The sequence below is a fragment of the Candidatus Photodesmus blepharonis genome, assembly GCF_000731795.2.
GTDB lineage: Bacteria > Pseudomonadota > Gammaproteobacteria > Enterobacterales > Vibrionaceae > Vibrio > Vibrio blepharonis.
The window spans coordinates 1-18,529 of sequence record NZ_JGVK01000007.1 but is presented as its reverse complement, the minus strand read 5'-3'; the positions used below and the strand labels follow the sequence as shown (position 1 = coordinate 18,529).

Annotated in this window: 15 protein-coding genes; 11 read left to right on the top strand and 4 right to left on the bottom strand. The window is 29.1% G+C overall.

The annotated features are described in order from the left end of the window. Nucleotides 1-662 precede the first annotated feature (662 nt). From queF to CF67_RS01470, 6 genes are all read left to right on the top strand, one after another. Nucleotides 663-1,502, top strand: a complete 840-nt coding sequence (gene queF / locus CF67_RS01495) for an NADPH-dependent 7-cyano-7-deazaguanine reductase QueF (RefSeq protein WP_052538022.1) — start codon at nt 663-665, stop codon at nt 1,500-1,502. Nucleotides 1,503-1,847: 345 nt separating this feature from the next. After that, the gene (locus tag CF67_RS01490) at nt 1,848-3,038 is read left to right on the top strand and encodes a hypothetical protein (protein WP_034413467.1); all 1,191 of its coding nucleotides are present in this window, start codon (nt 1,848-1,850) and stop codon (nt 3,036-3,038) included. Between the two features lie 826 nt (nt 3,039-3,864). Then, the gene (locus tag CF67_RS01485; RefSeq protein ID WP_172642388.1) at nt 3,865-5,070 is read left to right on the top strand and encodes a hypothetical protein; all 1,206 of its coding nucleotides are present in this window, start codon (nt 3,865-3,867) and stop codon (nt 5,068-5,070) included. Next, complete coding sequence (locus CF67_RS01480) at nt 5,071-5,769, top strand: HAD family hydrolase (RefSeq protein WP_052538020.1); 699 nt, start codon at nt 5,071-5,073, stop codon at nt 5,767-5,769. It abuts the gene before it with no gap. Beyond that, nucleotides 5,766-6,818 (top strand): class II aldolase/adducin family protein, encoded by a 1,053-nt coding sequence (locus CF67_RS01475; protein ID WP_034413463.1) that lies wholly within the window; start codon nt 5,766-5,768, stop codon nt 6,816-6,818. Before CF67_RS01480 ends, CF67_RS01475 begins: the two co-directional genes overlap by 4 nt. A gap of 7 nt (nt 6,819-6,825) precedes the next feature. Further along, entirely contained in the window at nt 6,826-8,394 is a 1,569-nt protein-coding gene (locus CF67_RS01470) for a sugar phosphate nucleotidyltransferase (protein WP_052538017.1), read from the top strand. Between the two features lie 26 nt (nt 8,395-8,420). Here CF67_RS01470 and CF67_RS01465 read toward each other — a convergent pair whose 3' ends face one another. Beyond that, nucleotides 8,421-9,296: a hypothetical protein gene (locus CF67_RS01465; RefSeq protein ID WP_187650982.1), complete on the bottom strand. Its 876-nt coding sequence runs from the start codon at nt 9,294-9,296 to the stop codon at nt 8,421-8,423. Between the two features lie 445 nt (nt 9,297-9,741). Here CF67_RS01465 and CF67_RS01460 point away from each other — a divergent pair, with 445 nt between their 5' ends. Together CF67_RS01460 and CF67_RS01455 are read left to right on the top strand one after the other, a co-directional pair. Further along, nucleotides 9,742-10,443 (top strand): glycosyltransferase family 2 protein, encoded by a 702-nt coding sequence (locus CF67_RS01460; RefSeq protein WP_034413460.1) that lies wholly within the window; start codon nt 9,742-9,744, stop codon nt 10,441-10,443. Next, the gene (locus tag CF67_RS01455) at nt 10,440-11,051 is read left to right on the top strand and encodes a PI-PLC domain-containing protein (protein WP_034413457.1); all 612 of its coding nucleotides are present in this window, start codon (nt 10,440-10,442) and stop codon (nt 11,049-11,051) included. Before CF67_RS01460 ends, CF67_RS01455 begins: the two co-directional genes overlap by 4 nt. Before the next feature lie 35 nt (nt 11,052-11,086). Here the strand turns inward: CF67_RS01455 and CF67_RS01450 are convergent, their stop codons facing one another. Next, nucleotides 11,087-12,970, bottom strand: coding sequence for a methyl-accepting chemotaxis protein (locus CF67_RS01450; RefSeq protein WP_034413456.1), 1,884 nt, complete (start codon nt 12,968-12,970; stop codon nt 11,087-11,089). Nucleotides 12,971-13,163: 193 nt separating this feature from the next. Then, complete coding sequence (gene hemL / locus CF67_RS01435) at nt 13,164-14,444, bottom strand: glutamate-1-semialdehyde 2,1-aminomutase (protein WP_034413454.1); 1,281 nt, start codon at nt 14,442-14,444, stop codon at nt 13,164-13,166. Nucleotides 14,445-14,755: 311 nt separating this feature from the next. Between hemL and CF67_RS01420 the strand changes: the two genes are divergently transcribed. From CF67_RS01420 to CF67_RS01405, 3 genes are all read left to right on the top strand, one after another. Beyond that, entirely contained in the window at nt 14,756-15,682 is a 927-nt protein-coding gene (locus tag CF67_RS01420) for a hypothetical protein (protein ID WP_034413452.1), read from the top strand. Between the two features lie 347 nt (nt 15,683-16,029). Then, entirely contained in the window at nt 16,030-16,815 is a 786-nt protein-coding gene (locus tag CF67_RS01415; RefSeq protein ID WP_034413451.1) for a ParA family protein, read from the top strand. Then, complete coding sequence (locus tag CF67_RS01405) at nt 16,805-17,215, top strand: hypothetical protein (protein ID WP_034413448.1); 411 nt, start codon at nt 16,805-16,807, stop codon at nt 17,213-17,215. Before CF67_RS01415 ends, CF67_RS01405 begins: the two co-directional genes overlap by 11 nt. 13 nt (nt 17,216-17,228) lie before the next feature. Here the strand turns inward: CF67_RS01405 and CF67_RS01400 are convergent, their stop codons facing one another. Beyond that, nucleotides 17,229-18,386 carry a replication initiation protein gene (locus CF67_RS01400; RefSeq protein WP_052538016.1) on the bottom strand — a complete coding sequence of 386 codons (1,158 nt, stop codon included), beginning with the start codon at nt 18,384-18,386 and terminating at the stop codon, nt 17,229-17,231. Between the last annotated feature and the right edge of the window lie 143 nt (nt 18,387-18,529).

Genomic DNA, 18,529 nt, shown 5'->3' with positions numbered 1-18,529 from the left:
TAAACCGCATTTCAATTTAGTATAAACCGCATTTCAATTTAGTATAAACCGCATTTCAATTTAGTAATGTAGTCAAATACACAACATTAGACATAAAACCGCATTTCAAATGGGTACTAACCGCATTTCAAATGGGTACTAACCGCATTTCAAATGGGTACTAACCGCATTTGAAATATAAAAAAAACATTCAAGGTAATGAAATATAAACATTTTTTTTTAACCATAGTTTTTATAGATCTTATAAAAACCTTATAGTTTCTGTGGATAACTGAAAAACTTTCTACTAACTCAAATCAACAAAAACTAAATAAACTCTAAAAAACAACAAAACATCCTCTATTAATCTAAAAGAACGTTCTATTCAATTTAGAGTAGGGTAACCAATATAATCACATTTTATGTACTCCAAAACGATATACATGAACCCTAAAGCTTATTTTCAACACTTACCTCTGTCTCTTTTAAACTGTTCACTATTTCAAAAGATTGTGATATTTTTATACCATTATTCAATCAAATATTAAAAGTAGCATCCATATGAAAAACACTGCTTCAAACAAGACAAATTACAAAAATATGTACACCAATCACTTTAAAATATCAATTAATCAAATATATATATCTTATTCCTTAGTAAATATTTAATTATATCCTTAGTTATAAACATTATTTTAATATGTGATTATTATGTACAACAAAAACCTAAAAAAAAAGAAAAGTATATATCAAACTACCAACCTAATCTACTTAACCCAATACCACGAATATTAGGAAGAAAAAAAATAAAAAATTTCGTTTCAATTAAATTCTATGGTTTTGATTTATGGACAGCATTCGAATTATCTTGGTTAAATAAAAAAGGAAAACCTCAAGTTAGCATAGCTGAATTTTCAATTCCTCAAGACTCTCCAAGACTAATAGAATCAAAATCTATGAAATTGTACCTTAATAGCTTTCATCAAACAAAATTCAATTCAAAAATTCAAGTTTTAGAAACAATTAAAAAAGATATTAGTTTTGCTTCTGGTTCAACTGTTGACATAAACTTTTTCTCAATAGAAAAAAGTCAAAAACTCAATATAAATCAATCTTTTTTTTGTCTAGATAAACTAGACATCAATATATTACAATATGATTATTCAGAAGACTTTTTACAAAATTCAACTTCAAACAAAGAAGTAACTGAAAAACTATGCTCACATTTATTCAAATCAAACTGTTTGATAACAAACCAACCCGATTTTGCAAGTGTATATATTATATATACTGGAAGAAAAATTAATCACGAAACGCTTCTAAAATATATTATTTCTTTTAGAAATCACAATGAATTTCACGAACAATGCGTTGAAAGAATTTATTCAGATATTAAACGTTGTTGCAGATCTAAACAGTTAACAGTTTTTTCAAGATACACACGTCGTGGAGGATTAGATATCAATCCATTTAGAAGCGATTCGTGTAATCATACATTAGTTTCTCGTATGCCAAGACAATGAAAAAAATATTGCTACGTAAGATTTTTATACATAGATTAAAGTTAATTTAATATCAATTTTAAAACTAATAAAATATTGGAAATAAACTGCTTTTTGAACAATACATTATCATTTGTCATAATGTATTGATTAAATGCAAACTTGTTTTGTTCTATTTGTTAAATAAGTTTCAAATCTTTTTGAAATAGTCTTAATTTTCTACTAAATAATTTGATTTTTTGAGGAACTTGATTTCCTAAAAAAACGCTGGCATGCTACGATCTTAAGATGGCTATATAATTAATGTGATCTACATTCAGATGTTTTATTTATTACCATTTAACAAGTAATTAAGGCTTAATAAAATTGATTAAATTTAGATTGTTTACTTTTGTAACAACACTTGTTGCATCATTGATTATGCTTTTTGGTTTCACTACACAAATTTATCCAATCTCTGATTTTTGGACTCATTGGCAAGTAGAAAATTTAACCCAATACGTAAAAGGTGGAGGGCTAGTACTTTTATACTATCCCTTCAAAAGACTAGAATTTCATCCTTCATCCGCTGCTGCCATCATAAATTTTTTTTCTTGGATTTTATTCGCATATTCTGTTAGACCAAACAAAATGTCATTTTCCTGCGAATGTATTGTTTCCATACTAATACTTACATTTGGAATATGGTGGATTCCTGCATCCAGCTTTGTAGAAGTGATGCAGCCTCATATAGCACTATTAGCATTCGGAATGAGGAGTTTGTTTTTTTCTGAAAACAAAAAAATAAAATTACTTGCGATCTTTTCATTAACACTAAGTTTAAGCATGAGAATGCAAACAGTGTTAATTTTATCTCCAGCTATAATACTATATTTTTTAAGCATATTAATCAAAAAATACAGTTATAAGAAAAAAATAAGTTTCACATATTTAACTTATATCTTTATTGCAGCTATTTTCGGTGTGAGTATCGAAATGGGATTGCGTACGATTAGTAAACAAGATGTCAGTATAATTTTAAACCAAAGAGTAGCACTTTATTCAGGATTACTTTCTTCTGATAAGGGAACTAATAGCTGTGGTTCTTGGTCATTGAGTTCTGAAAACAAAGCAAGAGACGAATTAAATTTAGACCTAATCGATATTATAAAAAACAATATAAGTTTTATAAAAGAAAATATAATGGAATTAGCATTATGTAAATATAACAGGATTTTGAATTTAGCCCCGTTTTCTAGTTATATGACCATGGCGCATTTGGATAAAACAGATATTTTTACAAAATATTTTCTTTCATCAAAATATATAAAGATAGAATCATTTGGCAATGAATTAATGAAATTTATTATTTTAATTTCATTGATTTATATGATCATATCATCGTTTTTTTTAAGAAATCATAATGATATTATCATAACAAAATCTGGCATATTCATTGGAATACTTTTAGTATTTGGAATATTTGAGTTCAATCCTAGGTATATGTATACGGTAATAGCATTAGTAATAACATTATTTGTTATTCATGCAGAATCGAGATTTCGAATAAATGAATGATAATATCAGTTTAAAAAAAATAATACTATTTTCATTAATTGTAAAATTTCTTATTTCAGTTTTTTTTACCTCTCAATATCAAATTCTTCTTTTTAACCAACCAATTTTAGATTGGTTAAAATATGGTTTAAATCCTTGGAGATCCAGCATCGAACTTCTTCCTAATTATTCTTTTCCATATCCTTCTCTGATGCTTTACATATTATCAACGTTTTACAGTCCATTATTATTTTTTGGAGAATCCAACCCATTTATAATTAATATTTTTAATACTTTTCCATTATTAATATCAGATTCTATCATTTTATTTTGTTTAATAAAATTATCTAGCTATCCTAAAATCACTCTTTTATTCTATTTGTTCTCTCCTATCTTAATATACTCAACTTATATACATCATCAAATTGATATAATACCAGTCTCATTATTAATGGTATCTCTTATTTTCTTAAAAAAACGTAACATTTTATATTCGGCGTTATTTATATCTTTCGGTATTTCTTCAAAATTAAATATTGCTCTTTGCTTACCTTTCATTTTTATATATGTATATAAGTGGTTCGGATTAAAAATTTCTTTAAAATTTTTTTCTATTTCTGTATTGACTTTTTTTTTAATTAATTTACCTTTTCTTAACTCAGAATTTTTTTTAAAATCTATATTTTTTAACGATATTCAATCGAGAATTTTTTCAACATTTTTCGAATTTAATAATAGAAAAATTTACTTAATTCCATTGATCCTTTTCATTTTATATTTCAATTTTCTTTCTTTTAAAAAAGTAAATTTTGATTTATTAGTTTTATATATTGTAAGTATTTTCTCTTTGTTTCTACTTGTATTTGATGTTGCACCTGCTTGGTATATATGGATACTGCCATTTTCAACTTACTTAGTAGCTAAGTATGAAGATAAACTTCTTTCGTTGATTAGTTTTTTATTTTTGAATATTTCATACCTAGGATATTATATCCTTTTTTACGATTATGATTTATCACCTATTATTTTTTTAAAAAATTATGAATATAATCATATTGATTTAAAATCAAATGTTGAATTTCTAGGGGATATTTTTTTTACTTCATTAAAATGTTCTACCTTTTTGTTCCTATACGTAATATATAAATATTCAATTGAAAATAATAAATTATATCGGAATTATTCACCGTTTTTAATAGGTATTGGTGGAGAAAGTGGAACAGGAAAAACTACTTTTCAATCTGTATTAAAAAAATTATTTGGTACTCAAGTTTTGCAAATTGAAGGGGATGGTGATCACAAATGGGAAAGAGGTCATAAAAATTGGTCAAAGTACTCTCACTTAGATCCAAAAGCTAATTGGTTACATCGACAAGCTCATGATCTTATTGAATTAAAAAAAGGAAAGAGAATATTACGTACAAACTACTGTCATAATACTGGCACATTTAAGAAAACTCATCCTTTAAAAGCTGGAGATTATGTATCAATATCTGGCTTGCATCCTTTCTATCTTCTTTTATCACGTGATGTTCTCGACCTTAAAATATTTATGGACCCAGAAGAAAATTTGAGAAGACATTGGAAGATTGAAAGAGATACTAACAGTCGAGGATATTCAATAGAGGATGCAAAAAAGCAGATCGAATCGAGAGAGGAAGACTCTAGAAAGTACATACGTCCTCAAAGGAAATATGCCGATATAATCGTATCATATTTTAGTAAAGAAAATTTGGAAATTGGGGTAGAACCAAAATTATCTTTGCGTATTTTTATTGATTCAAGTTTGCCTATAGAAAGTATGATACAAAAACTCCCTCTATGCCAAAACATAAATTTTGATTACAGTGAAAACATTGATTTTCAAATCATTACTCTTGATCGTTGTACAGAAGTTGATGGATTAGAGGACGTTACTAGGAGTCATATTCCAAACTTAGATGAACTGTGCAATTTAGTAAAATTTAAAAAAGGATTCGATGGTTTTATTCAATTTATCGTTCTGTTATCTATTTCTGAAAAATTAAAAAACAGTAATAAAAATTGGAATTAAATGATGAATGTAAGAGGAATATTGCTTGATCTAGATAATACTTTATATTGTTACAATCTTGCTCATGATCTAGCTTTAAAAAAAACGTTTGATGAAATAATTGTTAAGTTTAACATTGATAGGGAGTTTGTATTTAAAGCTTTTAACAAAGCAAAAATAAGAACTAAGACAATGTTGCCAATTTCTGCTGCTGGGCACGATAGATTGCTATATTTTCAGAATATGTTTGAAATTTTAAAAATTAATCCACTTTTATTTTCCTATGAAGCTTCAGAAATTTATTGGAATCATTTTTTTAAAAACATGCTTTTGACAGAAGATTCCTTGATTTTTTTAAAAAAAACTCAAAAAATACCTATTTGTTTAGTTACAGATTTAACAGCCAGTATCCAATTTAGAAAGATTAAAAGGTTAAAACTAGATGACCGAATCACTAGTATTGTAACTAGCGAAGAAGTAGGTGTAGAAAAACCTCATCCTTTTCCTTTTTTGTATGGAATAAAGAAGCTTGGTTGTCGTTTAGATGAGGTAATAATGATTGGAGATAGTTTAGAAAATGATATTTTAGGTGCTACTTCTTTAGGCATTAAATCTTTTTTAATCAATAGAAATTCTCATCAGGATGACAAAATAAAAAAAAATGGAAGCGAGCATTATACAGTTAATTTATTAACTGAAATTGAAATAGATAGGTTATGAGAAAAATAGTTTTAGCATCGAGGGAAATAGGATCTAGATTAGATCTAATACAGTCTGGTGGTGGAAATACATCAGTAAAAATTGGAAACTTTATCTTTATAAAAAGATCAGGTTTGAACTTATCAGATATTTTTGATCACACAAGTTTTGTACCCTTGTCTTTGACAATTTTAAAAAATGAACTTATTAATTTGCCTAATAAAAAAAAATGTAAAAAGAAACTAGAATGTATTGGTAATAAGATTTTGTCTAAATCAAATTGTTCTAAAAGGAATACAAGACCTTCAATTGAAACTTTTTTACATGCTTTTAGTAAAAAATATACAATTCATACCCATCCAACATCAGTCTCTATATACTGTTCGAAAAACAGCTTGTTCAATAATTTAAAGAATATTTATCCAGATTCTTATCTTGTTGATTATGCAAGTCCTGGTATCGAGCTCTTTCTACAAGTTTATAAAACTCTGCGCCATAATTCTATTTTCTATGATAATGAAATTATTTTTTTAAAAAACCATGGTCTTATTGTAAGTAGTGATAGTTGTTCTAAAGCAGTAAAAATTACGAATGATATTAGTAGACTACTATCGTCAAAATTAGGTTTGGACTTTCTTCCATATGAAGAAGGAAGCATATTAAATAGAGCATTAAACACTGTTTTCAAAGATAAAATCTTAACGAAGTATATTGATGATAAAAATTTATCAAAGGATATACTTAAGTACTGTAATGAAAGAATACATCCATTTTCACCAGATATTTCAGTATTTCTTGGAGATAAGATTTGCTTAGTAAATTTAAACACTATAGAACAAGATTTGTTTTCTTTTTATAGAAAATTTCGTGTTTTACCAAGCTTGGTAAATATTAAAAATAAGCTGTATGTGACTTCAAAAAGTTATCAGAAATTATGTGAAAAAATCGATGTGTTAAAATTTTATTGCCAGGTTATGTCTTTTCTTTATAAAGATGAAGATAGTTGTTATCTATCAGATGATGAGACTAGATATTTAAGAAATTGGGAATCAGAAAAGTTTAGAAGGTAAATCCAAAATGCATGTGGTTATTCCAATGTCTGGTATAGGTAAAAGATTTCTCGATGCTGGATATAAGGAACCAAAGTTTTTAATTAAAATTGATGGTAAATTCGTCATTCAACATGTCATTGAATTATTTCCTTGCGCTGATCGATTTACCTTTATTTGCAACAGCAAACACTTAAAAGAAACAAATATAAGGAAAATTCTCACAAAACTGAAACCAAAATCTAATATTGTAGAAATAAAACCGCACAAGTTAGGACCTGTCTATGCTGTACTTCAAGCTGAACACTATATTAATGATGAAGAAGAAACAATAATTAGCTATTGTGATTTTGGAACGTATTGGAATTTTTTAGATTTTTTAAGAGATGTCAGAGATAGAAACGCAGATAGTGCCATTCCTGCGTATAAAGGTTTTCATCCACACATGTTGGGAAATACTAACTATGCTTTTATGAGGGATAAAGATCAATGGATGGTCGAGATCCAAGAAAAAAAACCGTTTACTAAAAATCGCATGGAAGAATATGCTTCTAATGGTATTTATTATTTTAAGAATGGAAAAATTATTAAAAAGTATTTTCCAAAATTGATCGAACGAGGATTTGACTTACATGGCGAGTATTACGTTAGTCTTGTTTTTAATTTAATAAAAGAAGATAAGTTAACAACTTATATTTATGAAATTAAATATATGTTACAGTGGGGGACTCCTTCTGATCTGGAGGAGTATAAAAATTGGTCTTATTACTTTAATACAAGTAAAAATTTTTTTTTAAATAAAAAAGTTGTTTCAGTAGATCATTTAGTCATTCCAATGAGTGGATTAGGAAGCCGTTTTTCTTCTGACGGGTATAAAAAGCCAAAGCCCCTTCTTCCAGTTGACAAAGAACCGATGTATTCATTCGCTATTAAATCATGTCCCAGTTATAAAAAATTGCATCTTTCAATATTAGAAAAACATAATAAGGAGCACAATATTTTAAATTCTATTTTAAGAATATATCCAGAATCTAATATTAAAGAAATTAAGAGCGTTACGAGCGGCCAAGCTACTACTTGTTCATTGTTAACAAAAGATATAGCTGATAGCGAATCTTTGTTCATTACGTCTTGTGATAGTGCTTGTATATGGGATCAAAAAAAATTTGCAAAATTAATTCAAAAAGAAAAAGCTGAAGTAATAATTTTCGCATTTAAGAATCATCAACACGCAAATCTTCATCCAAACCAATATGGTTGGCTCAAGACGGATAACGGACAAGTCAAAACTGTATCGGTTAAGAAACAGATTTCGAAATTAGTCAGTAATGATTATGGTATTACAGGGAGTTTTTTCTTTTCTAAAAAAAGAATATTTAAGGAAGCATATGCAAAGCTTATTGAAGACAATGCTAGAGTGAATAATGAATTTTATATTGATTCTATGATTAATTATATTAATTCTAAAATTATGATTTTAGAGGTTGATTTTTATATCTCTTTAGGTACGCCTAATGAGTATAAAACTTTTCATTATTGGAAAAACTATCACAAACTAATGAAATCTTGTAAATATGATCCTTATTTCAAATTCTAACAGAATAGAAACGCTTAATTTTTTCATTAAACTAAAGAAAATAATTTCATACCCTTATCAGACAACCGATAATAAATTGAAACAGAATTTCGGTTATATCGATCTCCAGAAATAATCTTTCCACTATCTGACGAAACTACTATTTTTTCTATGAATTTTGCATCTTGTAAAGCAGAGAAGTCTTTCACAGAATTCATTTGTTTTTTAACACTTAACATATATTTGATAATAGAAACAGATTCTACAAATGGATATCCATTATCTACTTCTATTTCCATCTCTTTGGAAGATAATCCGCAATGACACCAATTCAAAAAGATCATGATTTGTAAACAAATACCATGTTTTGGAAGCATAGATACTTCTTCTAGCAAGTTGGTGTAGGATTTGAAATCTCTAATATTTCCTATTTTATTTGAATTAAGTTCCTTTTTGCTCTTTGTTTTTTTTGTTATTCTGTTTCTCTGGACATTTTTAATGTCATTAAGGCAAGTGTGTAGCCACTTAAATCCTAATTCTCCTTCTAAAGCTCTTGGCAACATTTTTGTTAATTTTGAATAATCTAAGTTTCCTTCTCTATTTTCTTTTACAAAAAGAGATATCATAGCAAACCACTCACCATTTTTGCTAGGTTCCCATCCTTCAACTTCTAACAAGCAATAGTATGATGCCAGTCCAATCCATTTAGGTAAATGCTTATATTTTTTATGTTGATATACACGATTTTTCAACCAATCTGATGTCATTTCCTGCTTTTCTGTTAAACCTTTTTTTAATGCCATCTCATGCAATAAATGCGTGCTCAACTCATAGTCTTCTTTTGATTTTTCAACTGCATTAAAGAATGCGATAACCAGGGTTCGAAATTCTTTTCGAAGCCTTTCGTTATAGCTCAGTTCCATCCTTTATTCTCTTTTTTAAAAAGTGAATTATTAGTAATAAATCCAGTATGAGCATCTTGCTATTTTTGTTCTATTAACTCATCTATCAATTGATGAACTAATTTCGATAAGTTAGCGAAACCGAAAACCGTGTTTAACACGTTTATTTCTTTTAAATGCATACTTTTCATCACGTTGTATAATTACATACTACTTAAAATTTTCAAATTCTATCAGATAGGAATAAAATTGATATGAACTCATTTTAGGCATACATACTCAAATGTCAAAAAAATAAAATAAATACGTTCTTAAAAAAAGAAGAAAATTTAGTAGAATTTATAATTATTTATCTCATAAATATATTTTTAAATAACAAATTGGATCGTGTCGAAATTGTACTCCGTTACTTCTTTCCTATAATAGCGTAGACTCTATCTCTTTTTTTTAAATAGGAATTTTGAGTATGATTTGTTCGATAGTTGTTCCCTGTTACAATGAAGAAAAAAATATAGAATCACTAATAGATAAATTTAAATTATTAAATAATGGAAGTTTTGAACTTATTATGGTTAACAACGGTTCTAAAGACAATACACTAAAGATGATAGAAAAAGAAGCAAAGAATTACACGTTTATCAAGATTGTAAATATTCATATAAATAAAGGTTATGGAAATGGAATTTTAAATGGGTTAGAAAACGCGACAGGAGATATTCTTGGTTGGACTCATGCCGACCTTCAAACTGATCCTTTAGATATAAAAAATGGGTTAGATCTGGTAAAAAAAAATTCCAATATTAAAAATATATACATCAAAGGAAGGCGAAAAAATAGATCTTTCCATGATAGTTTTTTTACTTTTTTTATGTCTGTATTTGAATCTATTCTTCTAAAAGAAAAGCTATATGATATCAATGCACAACCAAACTTATTCCATAGAGATTTTTATCTTAGAATCAGAGATAATGCTCCTAAGGATTTTTCTTTAGACCTTTATTTTTATTACATGGCTTTAAAAAATAAATTAGAGATCAAAAAATTCAATGTTTTATTTCCAGATCGAATCCATGGGTATTCAAGTTGGAATAATAGCTTAAAATCTAAGTACAAATTTATAAAAAGAACTATAAATTTTTCGTTTAAACTAAAGAGAATGATAAAATGACATTGTTTATAGCACATCGAATTAATGATTCATATTCATTGTCCTCAATTAAGTCAAATTTTGGTGTTGAATTGGATCTGAGAGATAGTAGCCACGATGTTATTTTATCTCACGATCCATTTACAATGAATAGTTTTATTTTTAAAGATTTTTTATCGTGTTACAAACATAAAACAATTATTTTGAATATAAAGTCAGAAGGAATAGAATACAGAGTTATTCAACTTTTAAAAAAATATTCAATTCATGATTATTTTTTTTTAGATTCATCATTTCCAATGATGGAATCACTTTCAAAAATAAAGGAAAAGAAAATTGCAGTAAGATTTTCAGAATATGAACCGATTGAATTTATCAACGCTGCGAGAAGAATAGCAAGCTGGGTATGGGTAGATTGTTTTACAAAATTTCCGTTGGATAAACGCACATTTGATTTTTTTAAGTCTATTGGTTTAAAAGTGTGTGTAGTTTCTCCAGAATTGCAAGACCAACCAGAAAAAATTCGATTGTATGCGCATTATATGGTTAAGAACGGAATTCAACCTGATGCAATTTGTTCCAAAGTACATAATTATGTACTTTGGTCAGAATATTTTAATTTTGAATAACAGATTCATTCTTGATGATAGTTTTTATTGACACATTAAAGTTTAAAATGACTAATCTCATGCTCTAGTTCACTCGATAATTTTGATAATTCTGCAGCTTTATCTGCCGTGTCCCTTGCTTCATCCGAGAATTGGTTGGAAACGTCACTGATCCCTTGTGTATTTCTAGTTATCTCATTAGTAACATTGGCTTGTTCTTCCGCAGCTGAAGCAATTTGTGTTGCCATATCGCTAATTCTCTCTACTGCTTCATGTATTTTAGTTAAACTGGATGCAGCTGAGTTAGCATCATCAACGGATGTTGTAGACAGCTGAAGACTATCATCCATGATGCTCACTGCTTTTGTTGTTGTCTCTTGTAGCTTTTCAATAGTATCTTGAATTTCTTTTGTTGATGCGTGAGTACGCTGACTAAGTACACGAACCTCATCAGCTACAACAGCAAATCCACGTCCTTGCTCTCCGGCTCTAGCTGCTTCTATCGCAGCATTAAGGGCAAGTAAATTTGTTTGTTCTGCAATTCCTTGGATTGTTGATAGAATAGTATTAATACTATTTCCATGTGCTTCTAATTCCTGAATAACACTTGTTGCAACTCGAACTTCTTCTGCTAAATTTTGAATTGAACTTTGAGTTTGAATAACTTGCTCAGAACCATGCACACAAGCGGAAACAGCTTCTTCAGAGTTATTAGCAGTATTATCCGCATTATTTGCTATCTCTTGAGTTGCCGAAGCCATATCATTTACAGCAGTCGCTACCATCTTTATTTCTCCTTGCTGTTGCAAAATATGCTTGCTACGAATAGCAGCTTGTTTCGCAGTATGATTTGCTTGTTCAGATAAAGAAGTTGATATACAACTTAATTTAACCATCATCTCGTGCATGTTACCAACAAAAGAGTTAAAGTTTCTCGCTAATCTACCTACTTCATCGTCGCTACATGGTTCCAATCTTTGTGTTAAATCCCCTTCTCCATTTGTAATTTCTTCTAGTGCTTTTGATACCTTTATTAAATCTTGAAACAAGAAACCTACTAGCCAAGAAACAGCAAATATCACTAAAGCAGTAATTATAATCACTGTGAACAGCATTTCTCTTATTAGCTTAATATGCCTGTATTCCTCAGTTTTTTTATCCATTTGAATTGCAAATAACCATGGAGTTTGTGGAACAGAAATAAAATAGAACAGTTTTTCGTTGCCATTGATCATGAAATTTTCTATTGTTCCTTCTAGGACTGCTTTATTGATGACAGACATAGACAAAGACGGAAATAAACTTTTTATAGGTTTTAATACATATTGATTATCAGGATGAGCTAAAAAAACTCCATTTTGAGCATCAATTAACATGGTATTCGCATTTTTTCCTGCATCTAAGCTTATTACATCATCAATAAGTTGATCAATTAGGACGTCAGCTCCTATCACTCCTAAAAATTTTCCATTGTTCTTAATTGGCTCAGCAATAGTCACAATTGATGCTTTCGTAATCGCATCCTGATAAGCCGTTGTAATAATCTGTTTGTCTGCTAAGTGAGCATCTCTGTACCAAGGTCGAGAACGAGGATCGTAGTTTTTTCTATTACGTTCAGGGTGTGAACGATACATATCTCCTTGAGTATTACCGAAGAAAATATCATCAAAACCTCCAGATTGTCTGGCTTGTTGTAAAAAATCGATTATGTTCTCCTTTTGTGCATAATTTTTCAAAGAAGACACAATATCTTTACGGATAGAAATCCAATCAGATATAGCTTTTGCAGCAGATCTACCCAGGGCTTTTGCTCTAGCATGAGAAGAAGTCCTTGTTTGATCAAGCAATTGTTCAGTAGACAACCAGGTCAATGCTGATGCCATAACAAGAACTGCTGATAGACTGGCACCTATCAACTTTTTCTTAAGAGTTAATTGCATGCTTATTGTTCATATAATGGACGGTACATATTCAAAATGATACACAATTTGGAAGCGAGATGCAGCAATTTAGTCAACTATCGAACAAAGATAGAGCTATTATTCCCAATAAAAGCTTTGTCATGAAAAACTATAAAAACCAATGATCTGATCAGTTTCGACAAGTGCTTTAAAATTAATATTGATTGTTTAATCATATAAGTTTAAATACCTTATTTACGGCATGAAGAGTTTTTTCTATTTCATTATCAGTATGAGCTAACGAAAAAAAGCTAGTTTCATAATGGGATGGTGGAAAATAAATACCTTCTTTTAACATCAATATAAAGAATTTTTTAAATCTTTTGACATCGCATTTTTTTACATCATCAAATGATGAAATGTTCTTGTTTTCTGTAAAAAAAAGTCCAAACATACTGCCAACTCGGTTAGTAGATAATGCTATATTGTTGATTCTTGCTAAATTTTCTATTTCAGAAATGAGAGTTTTAGTTTGATTTTCAATATATGCATATACACCTTCTTTTTTCAGTACGTTTAGGCAGGATAGACCTGCTGCCATCGCTATTGGGTTTCCAGATAATGTTCCTGCTTGATAAACTGTTCCAACAGGAGAAACACATTCCATAATTTCACGTTTTCCTCCAAAAGCACCAACCGGCATTCCACCTCCAATTATTTTTCCAAGCGTTGTCAAATCAGGATTTATATCATATAAAGCTTGAGCACCACCTAATTCTACACGAAACCCAGTAATTACTTCATCAAATATTAATACAACACCATATTGAGTACACAATTCACGAAGTCCATTGAGGAATCCGTTTTTTGGAGGAACGCAATTCATGTTACCGGCAATAGGTTCAACAATAACGCAAGCGATATCTTCTGGATAATATCTAAACATTGATTCAACAGATTTTATGTTATTGTATTCGCAGATTAGTGTATGTTTTGTAAAATCTTTAGGAATTCCAGATGAACTCGGTTTTCCTGATTTTAAATATCTTGAACTAGAATTTACTAAAAGGCAATCTGAATGACCATGATAACAACCTTCAAACTTTATAAGTTTATTTCTATTTGTATAACCTCTTGCTAATCGAATTGCGCTCATTGTAGCTTCTGTTCCAGAGTTAACCATTCTAACTAATTCGATAGAAGGCATAAGAGTTGTAATTGTTTCAGCCATTTTAACTTCTATGGATGTCGGCGTACCAAAACTTAGACCTAATTCACTAGCAGAAGTAACTGCCTTTTTTATCTCAGGATTGTTATGACCAAGTATAATTGGTCCCCATGAACCAAGATAATCAATGTAAGAATTACCATCTACATCAAAAAGATAAGGTCCATCAGCTCTTTCAACAAAAAAAGGCGATGAATCTAGACCAATAAATGCTCTAGCCGGAGAATTAACTCCTCCTGGAATAAAACGGTTAGACAACTGATACAAATGATTAGATTTATTCATAATAGTATTTAGAAAAAAATTCTAATTGAGACTCGCAATTGTACTCAAAAAAAAAATGAGAGATCACTCATTTTTTTAAACTAAGAGTGTCGATTAACTCTATAAATTATATCATTATTTTTCCTGGTTCTTCAATCATGTTAAATTCTGTTTATTTCATTGAAAAATACAAAAAAATTGAAAATAGATTGAACAATATGCACCACCAATTCAATTAGAAAATTCTAAATACATACGTCAACTAATACAAAATCATTAGGAAAAGAAAATAACCTTGGTAAAAATAGGTTACTTTTAAGAGAGCACAAACAATGATGTCACTTGATGAACTTTACGAACAAAACTTCAAAACCTCAAGGCAACAAAGCTTATCTGAGGTTCAATTAAATCAACTACACATAGAAAAATTACTTGAGATTAATACTGATAATATTCCTCCGGTTGTTAATAAAATTAATCTTTATGCTGACCATATGATTAACGGTAGATGGATGTACAATGGAGACACAATTAGGGTAAGTAAAGATGGTCTTCTAATTGATGGTCAAAATAGACTTCTTGCCGCAAAAAAAGCAAAAGTCAATTTAACGTGCGATTTACTCGTAGGACTTGATGAAGCAGTATTTAATACCATTGATCAAGGTCGAGTTCGACAGAAAGGACATTTAGTGGCTCGTGATATAAAAAATATCAGCGTAGCTGATGCTAAAACTGTTACTACATCCGTAACAAGGATTATTAATTATACAGAAAATCTATCTCAAACAGTAACTGCAGGAAAGGATGGAAGATTTGCAAGTAAATTAACTGCTGATAAGGTAATAGAATTTATTCATCGAAATTCTGAAATATTAGATCAACTTGAAATAGTGAAAAAAGAATTTAGTAATCGTTGCAGTATAAGCAGAGCGATAATTCTCTATCTCTATCATCTAGGATGTAGATTTGACGAAGAATACACATACAAATATCTAAAAAAAATGGTTCTTGGTATTGGTCTCAAAGAAGGAGAAACTCTTCATTTTTTTCACCAAATACTTAATGATATTAAAGCAAAGAACTTACGTTGGACGACATCTGAAAAAGAGAAGACGTTCATTAAAGTTTGGTCAAAAATTGCAGTAAAGGGATTATTTGCCATTAATAGTAAATCAAAGATAAAATGTACAAAAGATGAGGATTATGTTCAATTTATAAAGCCAAGTGATGAATCATTAATTCAAATGTATAACAGCTAACTATGAATGGATTTAATAGAATGTCTTCCAATGAAGAACAAAAAAATAAGGAAGACTTACTCTTTAATTTTTTTACAAAAAATCCAACCATTAGGAGTAAGTAAGAACAATATTTTATATGTTGTAGAACAATACTCCACACTTAATCAACTATTGCGTTATGTACTTAAGGACTACAGTATTAATAGGCGATAAGAAGTACTAGTGAAAACTAATAGCGTTAAATGTTCTTATAGAACATAGTGCTGTGGATCATGAGTCTTGACTATTTTAAAATATGTATGTTATACTTTATGATATACATAGTAGTATACATAAAACGTATACTTTGAACGCATGAAATATTTATGACGAGAATAATCAATATTGCACAGCGTAAGGGTGGTGTTACAAAAACAACGATAGCTGTTAATTTAGCTTATGAGCTTTCTAGAAAATATTCGAATATTTTAATTATTGATTTGGATTCTCAATCTGATTCTTCTAAGTTTTTTTCAGCTATAGATACAGAATTCTACGTTGGTGATGTATTATTAAACCGAAAATTTGATATTATGAAAGCAGTTTATCCGGCTAAAGTTAAAGGGTCATGCCAAGAAAATCTTAGTATTATTTGCGGTCGTTCTGGTGACTTAATGTCAAAATTAGAAATGGATATGATGGGTTTACAACGTAGAGAACAACGATTGGATCTTCATTTATCCGCCATCAAGGAAAAATTTGATTTCATCATTATTGACACTAGCCCATCTTCAAACATTCTGATGATGAATGCTGTATCAGCATCAAATGAATTTATTTTTCCTACTGATTTTTCAGAACACAGTCTGGATGGAATAGAAACTATTTTAGATCATATTCAGGATGTTAAATTTATTGATGAAAATGAAATAAATTTTCTCGTTGTACCGTCTAAAGTTAATAAATCTGCTAAAAAGTCTCTTCGTTATGGTAAGAATTATTGTTTTGAACGTTTTCCTAATAATACTGCAAAAACTTATATTTGGGAAAAATTAGGGGCATTTCGTAATGCAGAATTGAGACATCTTCCTGTTTCGGTTGCTCAACCTGCGTCTGAAGCAGCTATGTATTACAAACGTTTTTCAGAAGAAGTAATCAATAATGAAATTTAAAGATCTAACGGAAATGGAACAATTTCATCAGTTAAAAGAAAAGCGCTTGAAAAATGAAATTTTGCAGCCAACAGAAAAAATACTCATTAAAAAAATGGAAAAAAAAATTTCTCATGCGTCTTCGAAAAGTATCAAAAGAAAGATCAATGTTTTTGGAAAAACACCAACAACAAAGATTAACCCAAAACCAATCCGATTTGTTCAAGCAGAACGCGATGCGTTGACTTCGAGAAGAGATAGCCTAGTACACGGAAGCAGTGAAGAGATAGTAGAACGTTTAGGATCGTTAAAATTCGCTAATACTACAATGCTTGTCCGAGCCGCAGTATTATCGTTGTTAGATATGTCTGATAAAAAATTGATTGAGTACATGAAAAAAGCGCAGAAAAACATGATGTAATGTTTAATTGGAGTTAATATTCCAAATTATTTAGTAATCTACCTAATTCTAATAGTTTTCTATCATAATTTTCCAACTTTTTTCTTGAATCAATTCTCTTTTTTAATGCAAATTCTATTTTTTCTGATCTTTTTTTATCACCAATTTCTAAATAAAGTTCACTTAACTCAATCATTTCTTTATCAGATAGTCTATTTGAGTTAATTAATCGACTTTTTTCAATTTTAAGAATCCTTTTTTTCTTCTCTGTTAGAAAATTGATTTCTTCAAGCTCTTTATCTTTTATTGTTTTTTTTAGTACAAAGTTATCTTCTATTTCAATGTTGTTTTTAACTGAAAAATCTTGTATTTCAAATCCTTTATTCTCGTCTATCATTTTGTAGAACGGTTTTTCCAATAAATTTTCTATTGTATTTTTTCTATAAATCCATTTAAAATTAAATATTACATGAGATATTAATCTTCCTTTTCTAACTAAAGAGAATCCGAGATATTTTTCTTCTTTAGAAAAGAGAAGTTCTTGACCGACGACAGAGTGTGAGTTCAAGTAATTGACTGCTTTTTTTACACCATTATTTATAAAATAATTAGAATCTAAATGACATTTTTTTCCTTTATTGACAATTCCATTACGATCTATAACTCCAAGATAATATCTAAGCTTATCAATTGATATTGGGTTAAGTTTGCCAGACACTTTAAAACGTGAGAAAAACTCATATAGTCTCTTTGCCATTTCATTTTTTATTGAAATAAAAGAATGAGTATTTATTAAAGAAAAACCTTTACTATACTCTATGTATTGTCGTTTTAATTCATCATTAGGAACTAACGTTAGTTTTCTATTTTTATATTCACAGCGTTTAAAAAAATTATAGTAAATGAATTCTTCACTTAAATCTGAGTTTCTTGTTTCGAAACCAATTACATGAGATATAAGTCTTTTCGCTACTGGTTTTATTTGAGACACAACGCTAGTTCGTTTGTTTAAATTTAACCATTCGCTAATTTCGTTAGATGTAAACTGATATTTTGGTGTATTATTTTCCCAGTCTTGAGGTCGCATATGAGCCATCATCAGTCCAAAAATATCCTGTTCTCTTGCTGATAATCCCTGTGCTGAAAAAACTAAATCATGTGTTTTTTTTATATGTCGAGGAAGTTTTGTCATTTGTATTAGTACCCATTTCAAATGCGGTTTTATGTCTAATGTTGTGTATTTGACTACATTACTAAATTGAAATGCGGTAAACCGCATTTCAATTTAGTATAAACCGCATTTCAATTTAGTATAAACCGCATTTCAATTTAGTA

Bases quoted from the DNA above. Each gene is read 5' to 3' on its own strand.
- CF67_RS01480 (WP_052538020.1), top strand. From the start codon at position 5,071: ATGATGAATGTAAGAGGAATATTGCTTGATCTAGATAATACTTTATAT.
- CF67_RS01475 (WP_034413463.1), top strand. From the start codon at position 5,766: ATGAGAAAAATAGTTTTAGCATCGAGGGAAATAGGATCTAGATTAGAT.
- CF67_RS01470 (WP_052538017.1), top strand. From the start codon at position 6,826: ATGCATGTGGTTATTCCAATGTCTGGTATAGGTAAAAGATTTCTCGAT.
- CF67_RS01465 (WP_187650982.1), bottom strand. From the start codon at position 9,296: ATGGAACTGAGCTATAACGAAAGGCTTCGAAAAGAATTTCGAACCCTG.
- CF67_RS01460 (WP_034413460.1), top strand. From the start codon at position 9,742: ATGATTTGTTCGATAGTTGTTCCCTGTTACAATGAAGAAAAAAATATA.
- CF67_RS01455 (WP_034413457.1), top strand. From the start codon at position 10,440: ATGACATTGTTTATAGCACATCGAATTAATGATTCATATTCATTGTCC.
- CF67_RS01450 (WP_034413456.1), bottom strand. From the start codon at position 12,970: ATGCAATTAACTCTTAAGAAAAAGTTGATAGGTGCCAGTCTATCAGCA.
- hemL (WP_034413454.1), bottom strand. From the start codon at position 14,444: ATGAATAAATCTAATCATTTGTATCAGTTGTCTAACCGTTTTATTCCA.
- CF67_RS01420 (WP_034413452.1), top strand. From the start codon at position 14,756: ATGATGTCACTTGATGAACTTTACGAACAAAACTTCAAAACCTCAAGG.
- CF67_RS01415 (WP_034413451.1), top strand. From the start codon at position 16,030: ATGACGAGAATAATCAATATTGCACAGCGTAAGGGTGGTGTTACAAAA.
- CF67_RS01405 (WP_034413448.1), top strand. From the start codon at position 16,805: ATGAAATTTAAAGATCTAACGGAAATGGAACAATTTCATCAGTTAAAA.
- CF67_RS01400 (WP_052538016.1), bottom strand. From the start codon at position 18,386: ATGACAAAACTTCCTCGACATATAAAAAAAACACATGATTTAGTTTTT.